11 protein-coding genes are annotated in these 18,293 nt (G+C 59.2%); 9 read left to right on the top strand and 2 right to left on the bottom strand.

What is annotated here, in order from left to right:
• Positions 1–39: 39 nt before the first annotated feature.
• Genes C9411_RS10590 through C9411_RS10580 form a run of 3 tightly spaced genes read left to right on the top strand, consistent with a single transcriptional unit; the run spans position 40 to position 4,612 of the window.
• Positions 40–2,829, top strand: coding sequence for a xanthine dehydrogenase family protein molybdopterin-binding subunit (locus C9411_RS10590; RefSeq protein WP_107227029.1), 2,790 nt, complete (start codon positions 40–42; stop codon positions 2,827–2,829).
• Complete coding sequence (locus C9411_RS10585; RefSeq protein ID WP_063988717.1) at positions 2,826–3,380, top strand: (2Fe-2S)-binding protein; 555 nt, start codon at positions 2,826–2,828, stop codon at positions 3,378–3,380. The genes C9411_RS10590 and C9411_RS10585 overlap by 4 nt, the downstream gene beginning before the upstream one ends.
• Positions 3,377–4,612: a cytochrome c gene (locus C9411_RS10580; protein ID WP_107227028.1), complete on the top strand. Its 1,236-nt coding sequence runs from the start codon at positions 3,377–3,379 to the stop codon at positions 4,610–4,612. Before C9411_RS10585 ends, C9411_RS10580 begins: the two co-directional genes overlap by 4 nt.
• 63 nt (positions 4,613–4,675) lie before the next feature.
• Here the strand turns inward: C9411_RS10580 and C9411_RS10575 are convergent, their stop codons facing one another.
• Positions 4,676–6,052 carry an amino acid permease gene (locus tag C9411_RS10575; protein ID WP_048234660.1) on the bottom strand — a complete coding sequence of 459 codons (1,377 nt, stop codon included), beginning with the start codon at positions 6,050–6,052 and terminating at the stop codon, positions 4,676–4,678.
• 631 nt (positions 6,053–6,683) lie between these two features.
• Between C9411_RS10575 and pdhR the strand changes: the two genes are divergently transcribed.
• From pdhR to yacL, 6 genes are all read left to right on the top strand, one after another.
• Positions 6,684–7,448, top strand: coding sequence for a pyruvate dehydrogenase complex transcriptional repressor PdhR (gene pdhR, locus C9411_RS10570; RefSeq protein ID WP_004937490.1), 765 nt, complete (start codon positions 6,684–6,686; stop codon positions 7,446–7,448).
• A 165-nt stretch (positions 7,449–7,613) separates the two neighbouring features.
• Positions 7,614–10,277, top strand: a complete 2,664-nt coding sequence (aceE, locus tag C9411_RS10565) for a pyruvate dehydrogenase (acetyl-transferring), homodimeric type (protein WP_063988719.1) — start codon at positions 7,614–7,616, stop codon at positions 10,275–10,277.
• Between the two features lie 13 nt (positions 10,278–10,290).
• The gene (gene aceF / locus C9411_RS10560; RefSeq protein ID WP_107227027.1) at positions 10,291–12,171 is read left to right on the top strand and encodes a pyruvate dehydrogenase complex dihydrolipoyllysine-residue acetyltransferase; all 1,881 of its coding nucleotides are present in this window, start codon (positions 10,291–10,293) and stop codon (positions 12,169–12,171) included.
• Between the two features lie 233 nt (positions 12,172–12,404).
• Positions 12,405–13,829: a dihydrolipoyl dehydrogenase gene (lpdA, locus tag C9411_RS10555; RefSeq protein ID WP_004937500.1), complete on the top strand. Its 1,425-nt coding sequence runs from the start codon at positions 12,405–12,407 to the stop codon at positions 13,827–13,829.
• Positions 13,830–14,342: 513 nt separating this feature from the next.
• Positions 14,343–16,940, top strand: a complete 2,598-nt coding sequence (gene acnB, locus C9411_RS10550) for a bifunctional aconitate hydratase 2/2-methylisocitrate dehydratase (protein WP_063988721.1) — start codon at positions 14,343–14,345, stop codon at positions 16,938–16,940.
• Between the two features lie 139 nt (positions 16,941–17,079).
• A complete protein-coding gene (yacL, locus tag C9411_RS10545) occupies positions 17,080–17,442 on the top strand; it encodes a protein YacL (RefSeq protein WP_004937507.1) in 363 nt (120 codons plus the stop codon).
• Positions 17,443–17,474: 32 nt separating this feature from the next.
• Here the strand turns inward: yacL and speD are convergent, their stop codons facing one another.
• Complete coding sequence (gene speD, locus C9411_RS10540; protein ID WP_063988722.1) at positions 17,475–18,269, bottom strand: adenosylmethionine decarboxylase; 795 nt, start codon at positions 18,267–18,269, stop codon at positions 17,475–17,477.
• Positions 18,270–18,293 lie beyond the last annotated feature (24 nt).

The raw sequence follows: 18,293 nt of genomic DNA, 5'->3' as shown, positions 1-18,293 counted from the left end.
ACAAAAACCAATTACAAGAAAGACGTGAAGGACTTATTTATGAGCAATTTCAACCCGTCGCGGCGCCGCTTTATCAAAAGCGCCGTGATTGCGGGGGTGTCTGTGTATCTCGCGCCCCTGTACAGCCGCGCCTACGCCGCGCTGTTCGAGCAAAAAATCCTCCAGTCACCCAACTGGGATCCGCAGACCAAACGCGTCCGTTTCCGTATCGATGGCCGCGCCAAGGTCATGGGGCAGAAGGTGTTCGCGCGCGATATCCGCGTGGTGGACATGCCGCACTGGCCGCAGAAACAGGCGCACGCCTTCATTCTGCGCGTCACCAAAGCCGACCGGCTGTTCGAAGGGGTCGATCTGTCGCTGTTGGGGGACGACCTGCAGCCGGATCGCCTGGTGACGGCGGAAGATCTGGCGCGCGACGGCCTGGCCTTCCCGGCGTTCTACGGTGACGACATGCTGCTGCCGAGCGGCAAAACCCCTGCCTACCTCGGCCAGGCGGTGGCGATCCTGATCTATCACGACTTCGCGCGTTTCCGCTTCGCCAAGGACAAGCTGAAATTCCGCGAAGAAACCATCAAATACGGCGCGGTCACCGGCCCGCTGGAGCGCGATCCCTGGGGCAGCTTCCGCTATGTGCGGGTAGGGGGCGATCAACCGTTCGACGACGATCGCTTCTCCAGCCTGAAGGACACGCCAATCTTCCCGGTGTCGATGAAAAAACACCTGCCGGTGTGGCCGGAAGGGCGCGAGGGCGGCAAGCTGGATCAGGAAGGCATGCGCTATGCGGGCCTGATCGCCGACGAGATGGCCAATCCGCCGGCCGATTGGCTGGTGATGTCGCGCCGCTACACCACGCAGTCGATCGACACCTCGGCGCTGGAGCCGGACAACGCCAACGGCTGGTTCGATGCCGAGACGCAAACGCTGCATCTGGTGGTGCCGACCCAGTCGCCGCAGGAAGTGGCCGACGAGATGCCGCGCATGCTGGCCAAGCGCAACCCGCCGGTGAAACAGCTGATCTTGCACCCGTGCTACACCGTGGGCTACGGTTCGAAAGATCACTACAACTTCCCGTATTATGGCGCGGTGGCGGCGATGTACGGCGACGGCCACCCGGTGCGCCTGGCCAATGACCGCTTCGAGCAGTTCCAGACGGCGCTGAAGCGCCATGCGTTCGATATGAATTACCGCATCGCGGTGAATCGCCAGACCGGCGTTATGCAGTCGTTCCTCGGCGACATGACGGCGGACGGCGGCGGCCGCAGCAACTTTACCCCTTCGGTGGTGATGGTCGGCGCGACCGCCGCCCAGTCGATTTACTACTTCCCCAAAAGCGATCTGTCGTCGGTCGGGCTGGCCTCGCGCGCCATCGATGCCGGCTCGGCGCGCGGTTACGGCACGCTGCAGAGCATGGCCGCCACCGAGATGATGGTGGACGAGCTGGCCGCCGAACTGAAGATCGACCCGATCGAATTCCGTCTGCGCAACGTGCTGAAATCCGGCATGAAAAACACCCAGGGAGCGATCCCGGCCGGTGCGATCCGCGCCGATGAAGTGCTGGAGAAGGCGGCGAAGCATGAGATGTGGCTCAAGCGCGCCGAACGCAAGGCCGAGTTTGAGAGCCGCCATCCCGGCAAGCGCTATGGCGTTGGCTTCGGCTGCGTGCAAAAAGACTTTGGCACCGGGGCGGAAACCTCATTCGCCCGGGTGGAGCTGAGCGAAGACGGCCGCATCACGCTGCATCACAGCGGCGCGGAGATGGGCACCGGCATGTCGACCTCGCAGTCGGTGCTGTGCGCGCAGTGGCTGGGCAAACCGGCCGACGAAGCGCATTTCTCGGTCACCGACTGGTCGGTGCTGCCGATGGTCACCAGCGGCGATCCCTACCTGATGTCGCAAGAAGAGCAGGACAAGCTGCAAACCAACCCTAACTGGACGCCGAGCTACTGTTCGCCGTCCAGCGCCAGCAACTCGGCCTATTACTTCTCGCACAGCACCCGCGAAGCGGCGCGCCTGATCTTCGATCACGGCCTGTGGCCGGCGGCGATGGCGTTGTGGCAGGCCGGCATCGGCGGCGGCCAGGCGGCGCCGCTGGTGGTGCGGCGTGAAGATGCGCGTTGGGTCGAAGGCGGCCTGACGGCGGCGGGCATGTCGGTGCTGAGCCTCGAACTGCTGGCCAAGACGGCTTATCAGATGGGCGGCGTCACCGGCGCGGCGGTACACGTCTTCAACCGCTGGCAATGGGCGGAGGCTGATTTCACGATGAACGGCAAAAGCGAACGCCTGCCGATCGACGGCATGGCGCTGCGCAATGCCGGCGGCGAATTCAAACCGCTGGCGCGTGGGCAGGTCTACTACCCGCCAACCCAGCGCAACAATGCGGCGGTGACCTACTACAGCGCCGTCGGCACGCTGGCAGAAGTGGCGGTGGATATCGCCACCGGCCAGGTGGAATTGCTGAATCACCATTCGATCATGGAGTGCGGCAACCTGATCGTGCCGGAACTGGTTTCCGGCCAGCTGCAGGGCGGGCTGGCGATGGGTATCGGCCATGCGCTGCACGAATATTTACCGCTGTACGAAGACGGCCCGGGCAACGGCACCTGGAACTTCAACCGTTACCATCTGCCGCGCGCCAGCGACGTGGCGGTGTGGAAGCAGAGCGGCGACATCCTGCCGGCGCTGTCGGAAACCGATCCGCCGAAAGGCATGGCGGAGGTGGTGATGATCCCGATCGTGGCCGCGCTGGTCAACGCCATCGCCGATGCCACCGGCCACCGTTTCCGTGATTTGCCCGTTCGTGCAGAAAATATTCGTGAGGTATTACAATGAGCATTAAAACCCAGCCGATTTCCCTGATCATCAACGAGAAACCGTACGGCCCGATCGAGGTGCCGGAAGGCTTGATGATGATCGATTTCCTGCACGAGTATCTCGATCTGACCGGTTCGCGCCTCGGCTGCGGGCAGGGCATTTGCCACGCCTGCGTGGCGATCGTCGATCACCCGAGCGGCACCAGCGAAGAGGTGCGCACCTGCATCACCGGCGCGCATTTCTTCAACGGCAAGAAAGTGCGTACCGTCGAAGGCCACGCCAAGGTGGACGAGCAGGGCGAGGTGGTTGAACTGTCGCCGATCCAGCAGGCGTTTCTGGAACACTACAGCTTCCAGTGCGGCTACTGCACACCGGGCTTCGTCAACGCCGCCACCATTTTCGTGGAAAAGCTCAAGCGTGAGCCTATCGCTCGCGAGCAGCTGGAAAGCGCCATCGAGCAGGCGCTGGACAGCCACATCTGCCGCTGCACCGGCTACGTCCGCTACTACGAGGCGGTGCGCGACGTGGTGCTGAAAACGCCGGGCCTGCTGAAGGAGACGGCGCAATGAAAAAACGTCTCGCAGTGTTGATTTTGCTGGTGGCGATCGTGGTGATTGCGCTGCTGTGGTGGCGGGAAAACCGCCGTTACGACGGCCCGGTGCAGCAGGTGACCGCCGACGCCGAACAGATCGTCCGCGGCCGCTATCTGGCGCAGGCCGCCGACTGCGCCGCCTGTCATACCGCCAGCGGCGGGGCGCCGTTGGCCGGCGGCTATCCGCTGGAAACGCCGTTCGGTACGATTTACGGCAGCAATCTGACGCCGTCGGCCGACCACGGCATCGGGCGCTGGACCAAGGACGACTTCTTCCTGGCGCTGACGCAGGGCGTGGCACCGGGCGGGCGGCACCTGTACCCGGCGATGCCTTACACCTCGTACAAGGGCATGTCGCGTCAGGACGCCGACGACATCTACGCTTACCTGATGACGCGCCCGGCGGTGGACGTCGCCATTCCGGCCAACGAGATGCCGTTCCCGTTCAACCAGCGCATGGCGCTGATCGGCTGGAACCTGCTGTTCCGCAGCCAGGATCCGCTGCCGGCCAGTTCGCAGGGCAGTTCGCCGCAATGGCAGCGCGGCCGCTATCTGGCCGACGTGCTGGGGCACTGTGGCGAATGCCACACGCCGCGCGGCGCGCTGGGGCAGATGGATCTCGCCAAGCCGATGCAGGGCGGCGATCTCGGCCGCTTCATGGCGCCGGACATTACGCCGCACGGTCTGGCGCAGCGCGGCTGGACGCCGCAGGATGTCAGCCGCTTCCTCAGCACCGGCCTCGCGCCGCAGGGTTCCGCCTTCAGCGAGATGCACATGGTGGTGGATCTCAGCACCCGTCATTTGACGCCGGAAGATCATCAGGCGCTGGCGCTGTATCTGATGGGCGAGCAGCCGCCGGCGGCGGTGCCGGTGAAAATGGGCCAGGGCAGCGATGCCGGGCGCATGGCCTATCTGGATCAGTGCGCCGGCTGTCACGCGCGTGAAGGCGAGGGCAAACCGCACGTGGCACCGGCGATGCGCGATAATGCCACGCTGCGCCAGGCGGACGGCAAGAACCTGATCGTGTCGGTGCTGGATGGCCTGCCGGCCCAGCAGTTCCCGAACGATGAAAGCATGCAGAGCATGCCGGGCTTCGGCGAGCGGCTGAGCGATGCCGAAGTAGCGGAGCTGGTGAATTACCTGCGCGTGACCTGGGGCGGCTTGCCGGCGGATATCACCGCCGAGCAGGTGAAAGCGCTGCGCAAGTAAGCGGCGTTCAGGCGAAAAAAATGGCCCGCATCTGCGGGCCATTTTATTGCGCGATCACGGGGGTCAACGGCTGGTGACGCCATCGACGCGTTGGCTACGCTGTTTGATAGCGTAACCGACGGCCAGGATCGCCACCCACACCGGGATCAGCAGCACCGAGATTTGAATGCCCGGCGTCAGGTACATGATCACCAGGATGCCGGCCATGAACAGCAGGCACAGGTAGTTGCTGAACGGGTACCAGAAGGCTTTGAACTTCGGCACCACGCCTTCGCGGTTTTTGGCGGCGCGGAACTTCAGATGCGCCAGGCTGATCATCGCCCAGTTGATCACCAGCGCCGATACCACCAATGCCATCAGCAATTCGAAGGCCCGCCCCGGGATCAGGTAGTTAATCAGCACGCACAGCGCGGTGGCGAGGGCGGAGATACCGATGGCCACCACCGGCACGCCGCGGCCGTCGACCTTCAGCAGGCTTTTCGGGCCGTTGCCCTGCTGCGCCAGGCCGTACAGCATACGGCTGTTGCAGTAGACGCAGCTGTTGTACACCGACAGCGCGGCGGTGAGCACCACGATGTTCAGCACGGTCGCCACCAGGTTGCTGTTCAACGCGTGGAAGATCAGCACGAACGGGCTGCCGCCTTCGACCACTTTGCCCCACGGGTACAGCGACAGCAGAATGGCCAGTGAACCGATATAGAAGATCAGGATGCGGTAGATCACCTGATTGGTGGCTTTCGGAATGCTTTTTTGCGGGTTGTCGGCTTCGGCGGCGGTGATGCCGACCAGCTCGAGGCCGCCGAAGGAGAACATGATCACCGCCATCGCCATTACCAGTCCCATGACGCCGTTGGGGAAGAACCCGCCCTGCGCCCACAGGTTGGTGACGGTGGCCTCCGGGCCGCCCATGCCGCTGAACAGCAGGTAGGCGCCGAACACGATCATGCCGATAATCGCCACCACTTTGATGATGGCGAACCAGAACTCCATCTCGCCGTAAACTTTAACGTTGGCCAGGTTGATGGCGTTGATCGCCAGGAAGAACACCGCGGCGGAGACCCAGGTGGGGATCTCCGGCCACCAATACTGCACATAGATGCCGACCGCGGTCAGCTCCGCCATCGCCACCAGGACATACAGCACCCAGTAGTTCCAGCCGGAAGCGAAGCCGGCAAAATTGCCCCAGTATTTGTAGGCAAAGTGGCTAAAGGAACCGGCGACCGGCTCTTCCACCACCATTTCACCCAGCTGGCGCATGATCAGAAACGCGATGAAGCCACCGATGGCGTAGCCGAGAATAACCGATGGGCCGGCCATTTTTATTGTTTGAGCGATACCGAGAAATAACCCGGTGCCGATTGCGCCACCTAAGGCGATGAGCTGAATATGGCGGTTTTTCAGGCCGCGTTTCAGCTGGTCACCATGCTGTTGACCATCCATCAATCTAACCCTCTGTCGTTGTGAATGCCCACATGCCCGTAAAGCAGTGGTTACGATGTGTGTTTTGTTTTATTTACGGCGTTATAGCTATTAATTCCACGGCGCCGCTACCGTTTGGCAGAGAATAATGTTATGCGCGTCGGTTTGCACCTGCTTTGTCGTGTGAGTGATTAAGATTGCAGCAGTTTAGGAAACAAAATGCGGGTTGTGTGATGGCAGGGGGGATTCAGTGCATGAAATAAGCAACAAATCACATAATGCGCAAAAATAACGTAGATCTGAACGGCGGCGTACGTTCAAATAATGAACGAACTCCCGTTGCGCTGCTCGCCAAATAGTCATTCATCAAAGCGTCATAACCATGCAATAAAACTCGGGCAAAAAGTTTGCACTCTGCCTTGCGTAAGGTTTGGTAAAAGTTAAATCCCCAACCCGGCGCGTAAATGGTAATACCATCACGGCGTTACCGGTTTGCAGCGGGGTTTTCAGCGGGGTGTTAAAATGTGCGGGTAACCTGATTTCGATCAAGGCCCGTATGGACAGGAGGTGAATACTTTGTTACTTTACCGTCACGTTTTTGAAATTGGTATTACCAATTGACTCCGCGCCATTCGCAGAGAAGAATTCACTCATGGCCTACAGCAAAATCCGCCAACCCAAGTTGTCAGATGTTATCGAGCAACAGCTCGAATACCTGATCCTCGAGGGGACACTCCGCCCAGGCGAAAAACTGCCTCCGGAGCGCGAGCTGGCGAAACAATTTGATGTCTCCCGTCCTTCTCTGAGAGAGGCCATTCAGCGCCTGGAAGCGAAAGGGCTGCTCCTGCGCCGTCAGGGCGGCGGCACCTTCGTGCAAACTAATCTGTGGCAGAGCTTCAGCGATCCGCTGGCCGAGCTGCTGGCCGACCATCCCGAATCACAGTTCGATCTGTTGGAAACCCGTCACGCGCTGGAAGGCATTGCCGCCTATTACGCGGCGCTGCGCGGCACCGATGAAGATCTGGCGCGCATCCGCGACTGCCATATCGTGATTCAACAGGCTCAAGACAGCGGCGATCTCGACGCCGAAGCCGATGCGGTCATGCAGTATCAAATCGCCGTGACCGAAGCTGCCCACAACGTTGTGTTACTTCACCTGCTACGCTGCATGGGGCCGATGCTGGAACAGAACGTGCGTCAGAACTTTGAATTGCTCTACTCGCGCCGTGAGATGTTGGCAAAAGTGAGCAGCCACCGCGCCGGGATTTTTGAGGCGATTGTGGCACGCGAGCCGGAAAAGGCCCGTGAAGCCTCGCATCGCCACTTGGCGTTTATCGAGGAAATCTTGCTGGATCTCAGCCGGGAGCATACTCGGCGCGAGAGATCGCTACGGCGTCTCCAGCAACGCAAGGATTAAGAGCTGTCCTCTTCAGGGTACACCAGCCTGCGGGGGTTAAGTTCGAGGTACTTAGTTAAGTACTTAAGCGGCAACTAAACTGATGGGCCTGTCTTCGTGTGTTTTTGCACAGAACACAGGAAGACAGGCTCCAAACAAACCATTAGACAGATAAGGAATACCACCATGTCAGAACGTTTAAACAATGACGTGGATCCGATCGAAACCCGCGACTGGCTGCAGGCGATCGAATCGGTCATCCGTGAAGAGGGTGTTGAGCGAGCTCAGTTTCTGATTGATCAGGTATTGGGAGAAGCCCGCAAAGGCGGCGTTAACGTTGCGGCCGGTGCTGCAGCGCACAACTACGTCAACACCATCGCGGTAGAAGACGAACCGGCCTACCCAGGCAACCTGGATCTGGAACGCCGCATTCGCTCTGCGATCCGTTGGAACGCGGTCATGACCGTTCTGCGCGCATCCAAAAAAGACCTGGAGCTGGGCGGCCACATGGCTTCCTTCCAGTCTTCCGCGACCTTCTATGAAGTCTGCTTTAACCACTTCTTCCGCGCACGCAACGAGAAAGACGGCGGCGACCTGGTGTACTTCCAGGGCCACATCTCTCCGGGCGTTTACGCGCGTGCCTTCCTTGAAGGCCGCCTGACCGAAGAACAAATGAACAACTTCCGTCAGGAAGTGCACGGCAACGGCCTGTCCTCTTACCCGCATCCTAAACTGATGCCGGAATTCTGGCAGTTCCCGACCGTTTCCATGGGCCTGGGCCCAATCAGCGCCATCTATCAGGCGAAGTTCCTGAAATATCTGGAACACCGTGGCCTGAAAGATACCTCTGAGCAGACCGTTTACGCCTTCCTGGGCGACGGCGAGATGGATGAGCCGGAATCCAAAGGCGCCATCACCATCGCGACCCGCGAGAAGCTGGACAACCTGGTGTTCGTCATCAACTGCAACCTGCAGCGCCTGGACGGCCCGGTCACCGGCAACGGCAAGATCATCAACGAACTGGAAGGCATCTTCTCCGGCGCAGGCTGGCAGGTGCTGAAAGTGATCTGGGGCGGCCGCTGGGACGAACTGCTGCGTAAAGACACCAGCGGTAAACTGGTTCAGCTGATGAACGAGACCCTGGACGGCGACTACCAGACCTTCAAATCCAAAGACGGCGCTTACGTGCGCGAGCACTTCTTCGGCCGTTACCCGGAAACCGCGGCGCTGGTCAAAGACATGACCGACGACGAAATCTGGGCGCTGAACCGTGGTGGTCACGACCCGAAGAAAATCTTCGCTGCACTGAAAAAAGCGCAGGACACCAAAGGCAAACCGACCGTTATCCTGGCCCACACCATCAAAGGTTACGGCATGGGTGAAACCGCGGAAGGTAAAAACATCGCTCACCAGGTGAAGAAAATGAACATGGAAGGGGTTCACCACTTCCGCGATCGTTTCAATGTGCCGGTTGCCGATGCTGACATCGAAAAACTGCCGTACATCACCTTCGAGAAAGAGTCCGAAGAGTACAAATACCTGCACGAACGTCGCCAGGCGTTGAAAGGCTACGTGCCGACGCGTCTGCCGGAGTTCACTCAGAAGCTGGAAATGCCGGCGCTGGAAGATTTCAGCTCGCTGCTGGAAGAGCAGAACAAAGAGATCTCCACCACTATCGCCTTCGTGCGTGCCCTGAACGTGATGCTGAAGAACAAGTCGATCAAAGATCGCCTGGTGCCAATCATCGCCGACGAAGCGCGTACCTTCGGTATGGAAGGTCTGTTCCGTCAGATCGGTATCTACAGCCCGAACGGCCAGCAGTACACCCCGCAGGACCGTGAGCAGGTGGCTTACTACAAAGAAGACGAGAAAGGCCAAATCCTGCAGGAAGGCATCAACGAACTGGGCGCAGCCTCTTCCTGGCTGGCCGCAGCGACTTCCTACAGCACCAACGATCTGCCGATGATTCCGTTCTACATCTACTACTCGATGTTCGGTTTCCAACGTATCGGCGACCTGTGCTGGGCAGCGGGCGACCAACAGGCGCGCGGCTTCCTGATCGGCGGGACCTCGGGCCGTACTACCCTGAACGGCGAAGGTCTGCAGCACGAAGATGGCCACAGCCACATTCAGTCTCTGACCATCCCTAACTGCATCTCTTACGATCCGGCTTACGCGTACGAAGTGGCGGTGATCATGCACGACGGTCTGGTGCGCATGTATGGCGACAACCCGGAAAACGTGTACTACTACCTGACCACGCTGAACGAAAACTACCACATGCCTGCGATGCCGCAGGGTGCGGAAGAGGGTATCCGCAAGGGTATCTACAAGCTGGAAACGCTGGAAGGCAGCAAAGGCAAGGTACAGCTGCTGGGCTCCGGTGCCATCCTGCGCCACGTGCGCGAAGCTGCGCAGATCCTGGCGAAGGACTACGGCGTGGGTTCCGACACCTACAGCGTGACCTCGTTCACCGAACTGGCGCGCGACGGCCAGGATTGCGAGCGCTGGAACATGCTGCACCCAACCGAAACGCCACGCGTGCCTTACATCGCTCAGGTGATGAGCGACGCGCCGGCGGTAGCTTCTACCGACTACATGAAACTGTTCGCCGAACAGGTTCGTACTTATGTGCCGGCCAGCGATTATCGCGTACTGGGCACCGACGGCTTCGGTCGTTCGGACAGCCGCGAAAACCTGCGTCACCACTTCGAAGTCGATGCATCCTACGTGGTGGTTGCTGCTCTGGGTGAACTGGCTAAACGCGGTGAGATCGAAGCTTCTGTGGTTGCCGATGCAATCAAGAAATTCGACATCAACCCGGAAAAAGTTAACCCGCGTCTGGCCTAAGAGGTACTGAATAATGTCTATCGAAATCAACGTACCGGACATCGGTGCAGATGAAGTCGAAATCACCGAGATCCTGGTGAAGGTCGGCGATAAAGTTGAAGCGGAACAATCGCTGATCACCGTGGAAGGCGACAAGGCCTCCATGGAAGTGCCCTCCCCGCAGGCGGGTGTGGTGAAAGAGATCAAAGTGGCGGTCGGCGATAAAACCGAGACCGGCAAACTGATCATGATCTTCGAAGCGGCAGGCGCAGCGGAAGCTGCACCGGCGGCGAAAGCGGAAGAAAAACCGGCGGCAGCAGCGGCCCCGGCCGCCGCTGCGGCTAAAGACGTTGCCGTGCCGGACATCGGCGCTGACGAAGTCGAAGTGACCGAGATCCTGGTGAAAGTGGGCGACAAGGTGGAAGCCGAGCAGTCCCTGATCACCGTAGAAGGCGACAAGGCTTCCATGGAAGTTCCTGCGCCGTTCGCGGGCACCGTGAAAGAGATCAAGATCGCGACCGGCGACAAAGTGAAAACCGGTTCCCTGATCATGGTGTTCGAAGTGGCCGGCGCCGCTTCCGCTGCGGCCCCGGCTGCGGCGCAAGCACCTGCCGCCGTTGCAGCGCCTGCGGCCTCTGCGGCCAAAGACGTCGCCGTGCCGGATATCGGCGGCGACGAAGTCGAAGTGACCGAAGTGATGGTTAAGGTGGGCGACAAGGTTGCCGCCGAGCAGTCTCTGATCACCGTGGAAGGCGACAAGGCCTCCATGGAAGTGCCTGCACCGTTCGCGGGTACCGTGAAAGAGATCAAGATCGCGACCGGCGACAAAGTGAAAACCGGCTCCCTGATCATGGTGTTCGAAGTGGAAGGCGCTGCGCCTGCCGCTGCCGCCGCTCCAGCCGCTAAAGCGGAAGCTGCGCCGGCACCGGCCGCCGCTAAAGCCGCCGCACCGGCTGCGAAAGCTGACGACAAAGGCGAGTTCGCCGAGAACGCGGCATACGTGCACGCGACCCCGGTCATTCGTCGTCTGGCGCGTGAATTCGGCGTTAACCTGGCGAAAGTGAAAGGCACCGGTCGTAAAGGCCGCATCCTGCGCGAAGACGTTCAGGCTTACGTGAAAGACGCGGTGAAACGCGCTGAAGCGGCTCCGGCTGCTGCCGGCGGCGGTCTGCCAGGCATGCTGCCATGGCCGAAAGTGGACTTCAGCAAGTTCGGCGAGATCGAAGAAGTCGAAATGGGCCGCATCCAGAAGATCTCTGGCGCGAACCTGAGCCGCAACTGGGTGATGATCCCGCACGTGACTCACTTCGACAAAACCGACATCACCGATCTGGAAGCGTTCCGCAAACAGCAGAACGAAGAAGCGGCCAAGCGCAAGCTGGACGTGAAGTTCACGCCTGTCGTGTTCATCATGAAAGCCGTTGCTGCCGCTCTGGAGCAGATGCCGCGCTTCAACAGCTCGCTGTCCGAAGACGGTCAGAAGCTGACGCTGAAGAAATACATCAACATCGGCGTGGCGGTTGATACCCCGAACGGCCTGGTGGTTCCGGTGTTCAAGGACGTGAACAAGAAGAGCATCACCGAGCTGTCTCGCGAACTGATGGCCATCTCCAAGAAAGCGCGCGACGGCAAGCTGACCGCGGGCGAGATGCAGGGCGGCTGCTTCACCATCTCCAGCCTGGGCGGCATCGGGACGACTCACTTCGCGCCGATCGTCAACGCGCCGGAAGTGGCTATCCTGGGCGTCTCCAAGTCTGCGATGGAGCCGGTCTGGAACGGTAAAGAGTTCATGCCGCGCCTGATGATGCCGATGTCGCTGTCCTTCGACCACCGCGTTATCGACGGTGCCGATGGTGCGCGCTTCATCACCATCATCAACAACATGTTGTCCGACATTCGCCGTCTGGTGATGTAATGCAAAAGGGGCGCAGCATGCTGCGCCCCTGACGATTCTGTAGCAGTTTTGTCGGATTTTGCACAACTCGACAAAATTGTTGAGACACGGGTCACTCGAACACGCTTTGCAGATTATTAACAATTCTGTAAACTGCTCGCGGTGTAAGCGTCCCGGTGGATGAAGGGCGTTATGAGATCGATTAGCAATAAAAATGACGTCTGACCCGCCGGACAATCAATTAAGAGGTCATGATGAGTACTGAAATTAAAACTCAGGTCGTGGTACTTGGGGCGGGCCCGGCAGGTTACTCTGCAGCCTTTCGTTGCGCTGACTTAGGTCTTGAAACCGTTCTGGTTGAACGTTATTCCACTCTGGGCGGGGTTTGCCTGAACGTGGGATGTATCCCTTCCAAAGCACTGCTGCACGTTGCCAAAGTGATCGAAGAAGCCAAAGCGCTGGCCGAACACGGCATCGTTTTCGGCGAGCCGAAAACCGACATCGACAAAGTGCGCGTCTGGAAAGAAAAAGTCATCACTCAGCTGACCGGCGGTCTGGCTGGCATGGCGAAAGGCCGTAAAGTGAAAGTGGTCAACGGCCTGGGCAAGTTCACCGGCGCTAACACCCTGGTTGTGGAAGGCGAAAACGGCCCAACCACCATCAACTTCGACAACGCCATCATCGCTGCAGGTTCTCGTCCGATCCAACTGCCATTCATTCCTCATGAAGATCCACGCGTGTGGGATTCCACCGATGCGCTGGAACTGAAAACCGTCCCAGAGCGTCTGCTGGTTATGGGCGGCGGCATCATCGGCCTGGAAATGGGCACCGTATACCATGCGCTGGGTTCACAGATCGACGTCGTTGAGATGTTCGATCAGGTTATCCCGGCGGCAGATAAAGACGTGGTGAAAGTCTTCACCAAGCGTATCAGCAAGCAGTTCAACCTGATGCTGGAAACCAAAGTGACCGCGGTAGAAGCCAAAGAAGACGGCATCTACGTCACGATGGAAGGTAAAAAAGCGCCGGCAGAGCCACAGCGTTACGACGCGGTGCTGGTGGCGATCGGCCGCGTGCCGAACGGCAAACTGCTGGATGCCGGCAAAGCCGGTGTTGAAGTTGACGAGCGTGGCTTCATCAATGTCGACAAACAGCTGCGCACCAACGTGCCGCACATCTTCGCTATCGGCGACATCGTCGGTCAGCCGATGCTGGCGCACAAAGGCGTGCACGAAGGCCACGTTGCCGCAGAAGTTATCGCCGGCATGAAGCACTACTTCGATCCGAAAGTGATCCCATCCATCGCTTACACCGAGCCGGAAGTGGCATGGGTGGGTCTGACCGAGAAAGAAGCGAAAGAGAAAGGCATCAGCTACGAAACCTCCACCTTCCCGTGGGCGGCTTCCGGCCGTGCGATCGCTTCCGACTGTGCAGACGGCATGACCAAACTGATCTTCGACAAAGAAACTCACCGCATCATCGGTGGCGCGATTGTCGGCACCAACGGCGGCGAGCTGCTGGGTGAAATCGGTCTGGCTATCGAGATGGGCTGCGACGCGGAAGACATCGCGCTGACCATCCACGCTCACCCGACCCTGCACGAATCCGTGGGCCTGGCGGCGGAAATCTACGAAGGCAGCATCACCGACCTGCCTAACCCGAAAGCCAAGAAGAAGTAATTCTGCTGGTTTGACCGGTTAACAAGCGGCTCCTGACAAGGGGCCGTTTTTTTGCTCAAATTCAGAAAGCGGTATTTTTGTGGCCGCAGCGCCAAATTCCGATCTCTCTTCTTATATCCATTCCAACTATATGGATATAATGCCCTGCTAGTCCGGCAGCCGATTACGCTGCGCTCAACGATTCAGCAAAGATTTAATGTTGCTTTTATGTGAACGAATTAACAACCGTTTCAAATCCTGATATGCTGGCTGAGCGGAACCGGGCACTGTACCTTACAGTCCAGGACATCGACAGCAGTGCCCCGTCAGGATAGATGGCATCAATATCGCCGTGCGCTCTACCCATCAGTCTTTCATGCTGTAACGCTGTTTGACCGTGCTTGTTTGCCCCAATCACCGTTTCGGGGCCTTTACGGGCCGATCGCCTAGCCACAGAGTGAAACCCCAAGGGTATAAACCCGGTTTGCATATACGCCAGGCACAATAAATGACAATGAGAGCGAGGAGAACGTCGTGCTAGAAGAATACCGTAAGCACGTAGCCGAGCGTGCCGCTGAGGGCATCGCCCCTAAGCCGCTAGACGCCACCCAAATGGCCGCGCTGGTCGAACTACTGAAGAATCCGCCAAAAGGCGAAGAAGAATTCCTGTTAGACCTGCTGATTAACCGTGTTCCACCGGGCGTCGACGAAGCCGCCTATGTCAAAGCAGGTTTCCTGGCGGCCATCGCCAAAGGCGAAGCGACATCCCCCCTGGTTTCCCCCGAGAAAGCCATTGAACTGTTAGGCACCATGCAGGGCGGTTATAACATTCACCCGCTGATCGACGCCCTGGACAGTGAAACGCTGGCGCCCATCGCCGCCAAAGCGCTGTCCCACACGCTGCTGATGTTCGACAACTTCTACGACGTGGAAGAGAAGGCCAAGGCCGGTAACCCGCACGCCAAGCAGATCATGCAGTCCTGGGCCGATGCCGAATGGTATCTGTCGCGCCCTGAGCTGGCGGAAAAGATCACCGTCACCGTGTTCAAAGTCACCGGCGAAACCAACACCGATGACCTTTCTCCGGCGCCGGACGCCTGGTCGCGTCCGGACATCCCGCTGCACGCGCTGGCGATGCTGAAAAACGAACGTGAAGGCATCGTGCCGGATCAGCCAGGCAGCGTCGGCCCGATCAAACAGATCGAGCTGTTGAACAAGAAAGGCTTCCCGCTGGCCTACGTCGGCGACGTGGTCGGCACCGGTTCTTCCCGTAAATCTGCCACCAACTCCGTGCTGTGGTTTATGGGCGACGACATCCCGCACGTGCCGAACAAGCGCGGCGGCGGCGTGGTGCTGGGCGGCAAGATTGCGCCTATCTTCTTCAACACCATGGAAGATGCCGGCGCCTTGCCGATCGAAGTGGACGTGTCCGAGCTGAACATGGGCGACGTGATCGACGTTTACCCGTACAAAGGTGAAGTGCGCAACCACGAAACCGGCGCGCTGATCGCCAACTTCGAGCTGAAAACCGACGTGCTGCTGGATGAAGTGCGCGCCGGCGGCCGTATCCCGCTGATCATCGGCCGCGGCCTGACCACCAAGGCGCGCGAAGCGCTGGGTCTGCCGCACAGCGAGGTGTTCCGTATCGCCAAGCCGGTTGCCGCCAGCAGCAAAGGCTTCTCGCTGGCGCAGAAAATGGTCGGCCGCGCCTGCGGCGTCGCCGGCATTCGCCCTGGCGAGTACTGCGAACCGAAGATGACCTCCGTCGGTTCTCAGGACACTACCGGCCCGATGACCCGCGATGAGCTGAAAGACCTGGCCTGCCTCGGCTTCTCCGCCGATCTGGTCATGCAGTCGTTCTGCCACACCGCCGCGTACCCGAAACCGGTCGACGTGACCACGCACCATACGCTGCCTGACTTCATCATGAACCGTGGCGGCGTCTCGCTGCGTCCGGGCGACGGCGTGATCCACTCCTGGCTGAACCGTATGCTGCTGCCTGACACCGTCGGCACCGGCGGCGATTCCCATACCCGCTTCCCAATCGGCATTTCCTTCCCGGCCGGTTCCGGCCTGGTGGCGTTTGCCGCCGCGACCGGCGTGATGCCGCTGGATATGCCTGAGTCGGTGCTGGTGCGCTTCAAAGGCAAAATGCAGCCGGGCATCACCCTGCGCGATCTGGTGCACGCCATCCCTTACTACGCGATCCAGCAAGGGCTGCTGACCGTCGAGAAGAAGGGCAAGAAAAACATTTTCTCCGGCCGCATTCTGGAGATCGAAGGTCTGCCGGACCTGAAGGTCGAGCAGGCGTTTGAGCTGACCGATGCGTCCGCCGAACGTTCCGCCGCCGGTTGTACCATCAAGCTGGACAAGGCGCCGATCGAAGAGTACCTGAACTCCAACATCGTGCTGCTGAAGTGGATGATCTCCGAAGGTTACGGCGATCGCCGTACGCTGGAGCGCCGTATCCAGGGCATGGAAAAATGGCTGGCGGATCCGCAGCTGCTGGAAGGCGATGCGGATGCGGAATACGCGGCGGTGATCGACATCGATCTGAACGAGATCAAAGAGCCTATCCTGTGCGCGCCGAACGATCCTGACGATGCGCGCCTGCTGTCCGACGTGGCCAACAGCAAAATCGATGAAGTGTTCATCGGTTCTTGCATGACCAACATCGGCCACTTCCGCGCGGCCGGCAAGCTGCTGGATCAGCACAAGGGCCAACTGCCGACCCGTCTGTGGGTGGCGCCGCCAACCAAGATGGACGCGGCCCAGCTGACCGAAGAAGGCTACTATAGCGTCTTCGGCAAGAGCGGCGCGCGTATCGAGATCCCGGGCTGCTCGCTGTGCATGGGCAACCAGGCGCGCGTGGCGGACGGTGCGACGGTGGTCTCCACCTCGACCCGTAACTTCCCGAACCGTCTGGGCACCGGTGCCAACGTTTATCTGGCGTCTGCCGAACTGGCTGCGGTTGCGTCCCTGTTGGGCCGCCTGCCGACGCCGGACGAGTACCAGACCTATATGGCGCAGGTCGACAAAACGGCGGCGGATACCTATCGCTACCTGAACTTTGACCAGTTGGGGCAGTACACCGAAAAAGCTGACGGCGTGATCTTCCAGACCGCCGTGTAAGCCGCTATATTGCGCAACTGTTTAACGGGAGGCCTTGGCCTCCCGTTTTATTTTGCTCAGTTGCCAACTTTGCGAGCGCTCACTGAGTTAGCAATCAATTTATGTTTACACTAAGAAAAAGGGCTCAGGAGGGCATGCTATGGATTACGAATTTCTGCGTGACGTCACCGGTCAGGTGATCGTCAGATTTTCGATGGGGCATGAAGCGATTGGCCACTGGATCAACGAAGAAGTCAAAGGCGATTTCAACCTGCTGGACCGCATCGAAGCCGGTGCGGCCGAGGTCAAAGGCAGCGAACGTCAATGGCAGCTGGAAGGCCATGAATATACGCTGTTGATGGATGGTGAAGAAGTGATGATCCGCGCCAATCAGCTGGAGTTCGAGGGCGATGAAATGGAAGAGGGGATGAACTACTACGACGAAGAAAGCCTCTCATTCTGCGGCGTTGAGGATTTCCTGTTGGTGTTGAAGGCCTATCGTTCTTTCATGCTGAAGTACTAAGCATCAGGGCGCGGCGTACCGCGCCCTTTCCATCACAGAGGCGGGATATTGCGGCCGTAATAGATTTCCTGCATCTCTTTCCATAGCAGATCGGTGATCTGTTTGCGTTCGGCGGCGCTCAGCGCTTCCGGCTCCGCGTTGAACAGGTAGTGCTTCAGATCGAAATCCTTCAGCAACATCTTGGTATGGAAGATATTTTCCTGGTAAACGTTCACGTCCATCATGTGGTACAGCGCCTTGATGTCTTCCGACATAAAGTTCTGGATCGAATTGATCTCATGATCGATGTAATGTTTCACGCCGTTCACGTCGCGGGTAAAACCGCGCACGCGATAGTCCATGGTGACGATGTCGGATTCCAACTGGTGAATTAAGTAGTTCAGCGCCTTGAGGGGCGAAATGACGCCGCAGGTCGAGACCTCGATATCGGCGCGGAAGGTACACAGTCCGCCTTCAGGATGGCTTTCCGGGTAGGTGTGTACGCAGATGTGGCTCTTGTCCAGGTGCGCGACGACCGTGTTCGGCAGCGGGCCGGGGTGTTCCGACGTATCGACGTCTTTCGGATCGATCGGCTCTTCGCTGACCAGGATGGTGACGCTGGCGCCCTGCGGCTCGTAATCCTGACGCGCGATGTTCAGAATATTGGCGCCGATGATTGAGCAGGTCTCGCTCAGGATCTCGGTCAGCCGGTTGGCGTTATATTGTTCGTCTATGTAGGCGATATAGCCGTCGCGATCGTCCGCGGTCTTGGCGTAACAAATATCGTAAATACAAAAACTCAGGCTCTTGGTCAGGTTGTTGAAGCCGTGCAGTTTTAGCTTATGCAATTTGGGCCACCTCCTTTATCTTCT

It is taken from the genome of Serratia sp. Nf2 (assembly GCF_003028435.1).
Lineage (GTDB): Bacteria > Pseudomonadota > Gammaproteobacteria > Enterobacterales > Enterobacteriaceae > Serratia > Serratia marcescens_L.
This window is presented reverse-complemented; position numbering and strand designations above follow the sequence as displayed.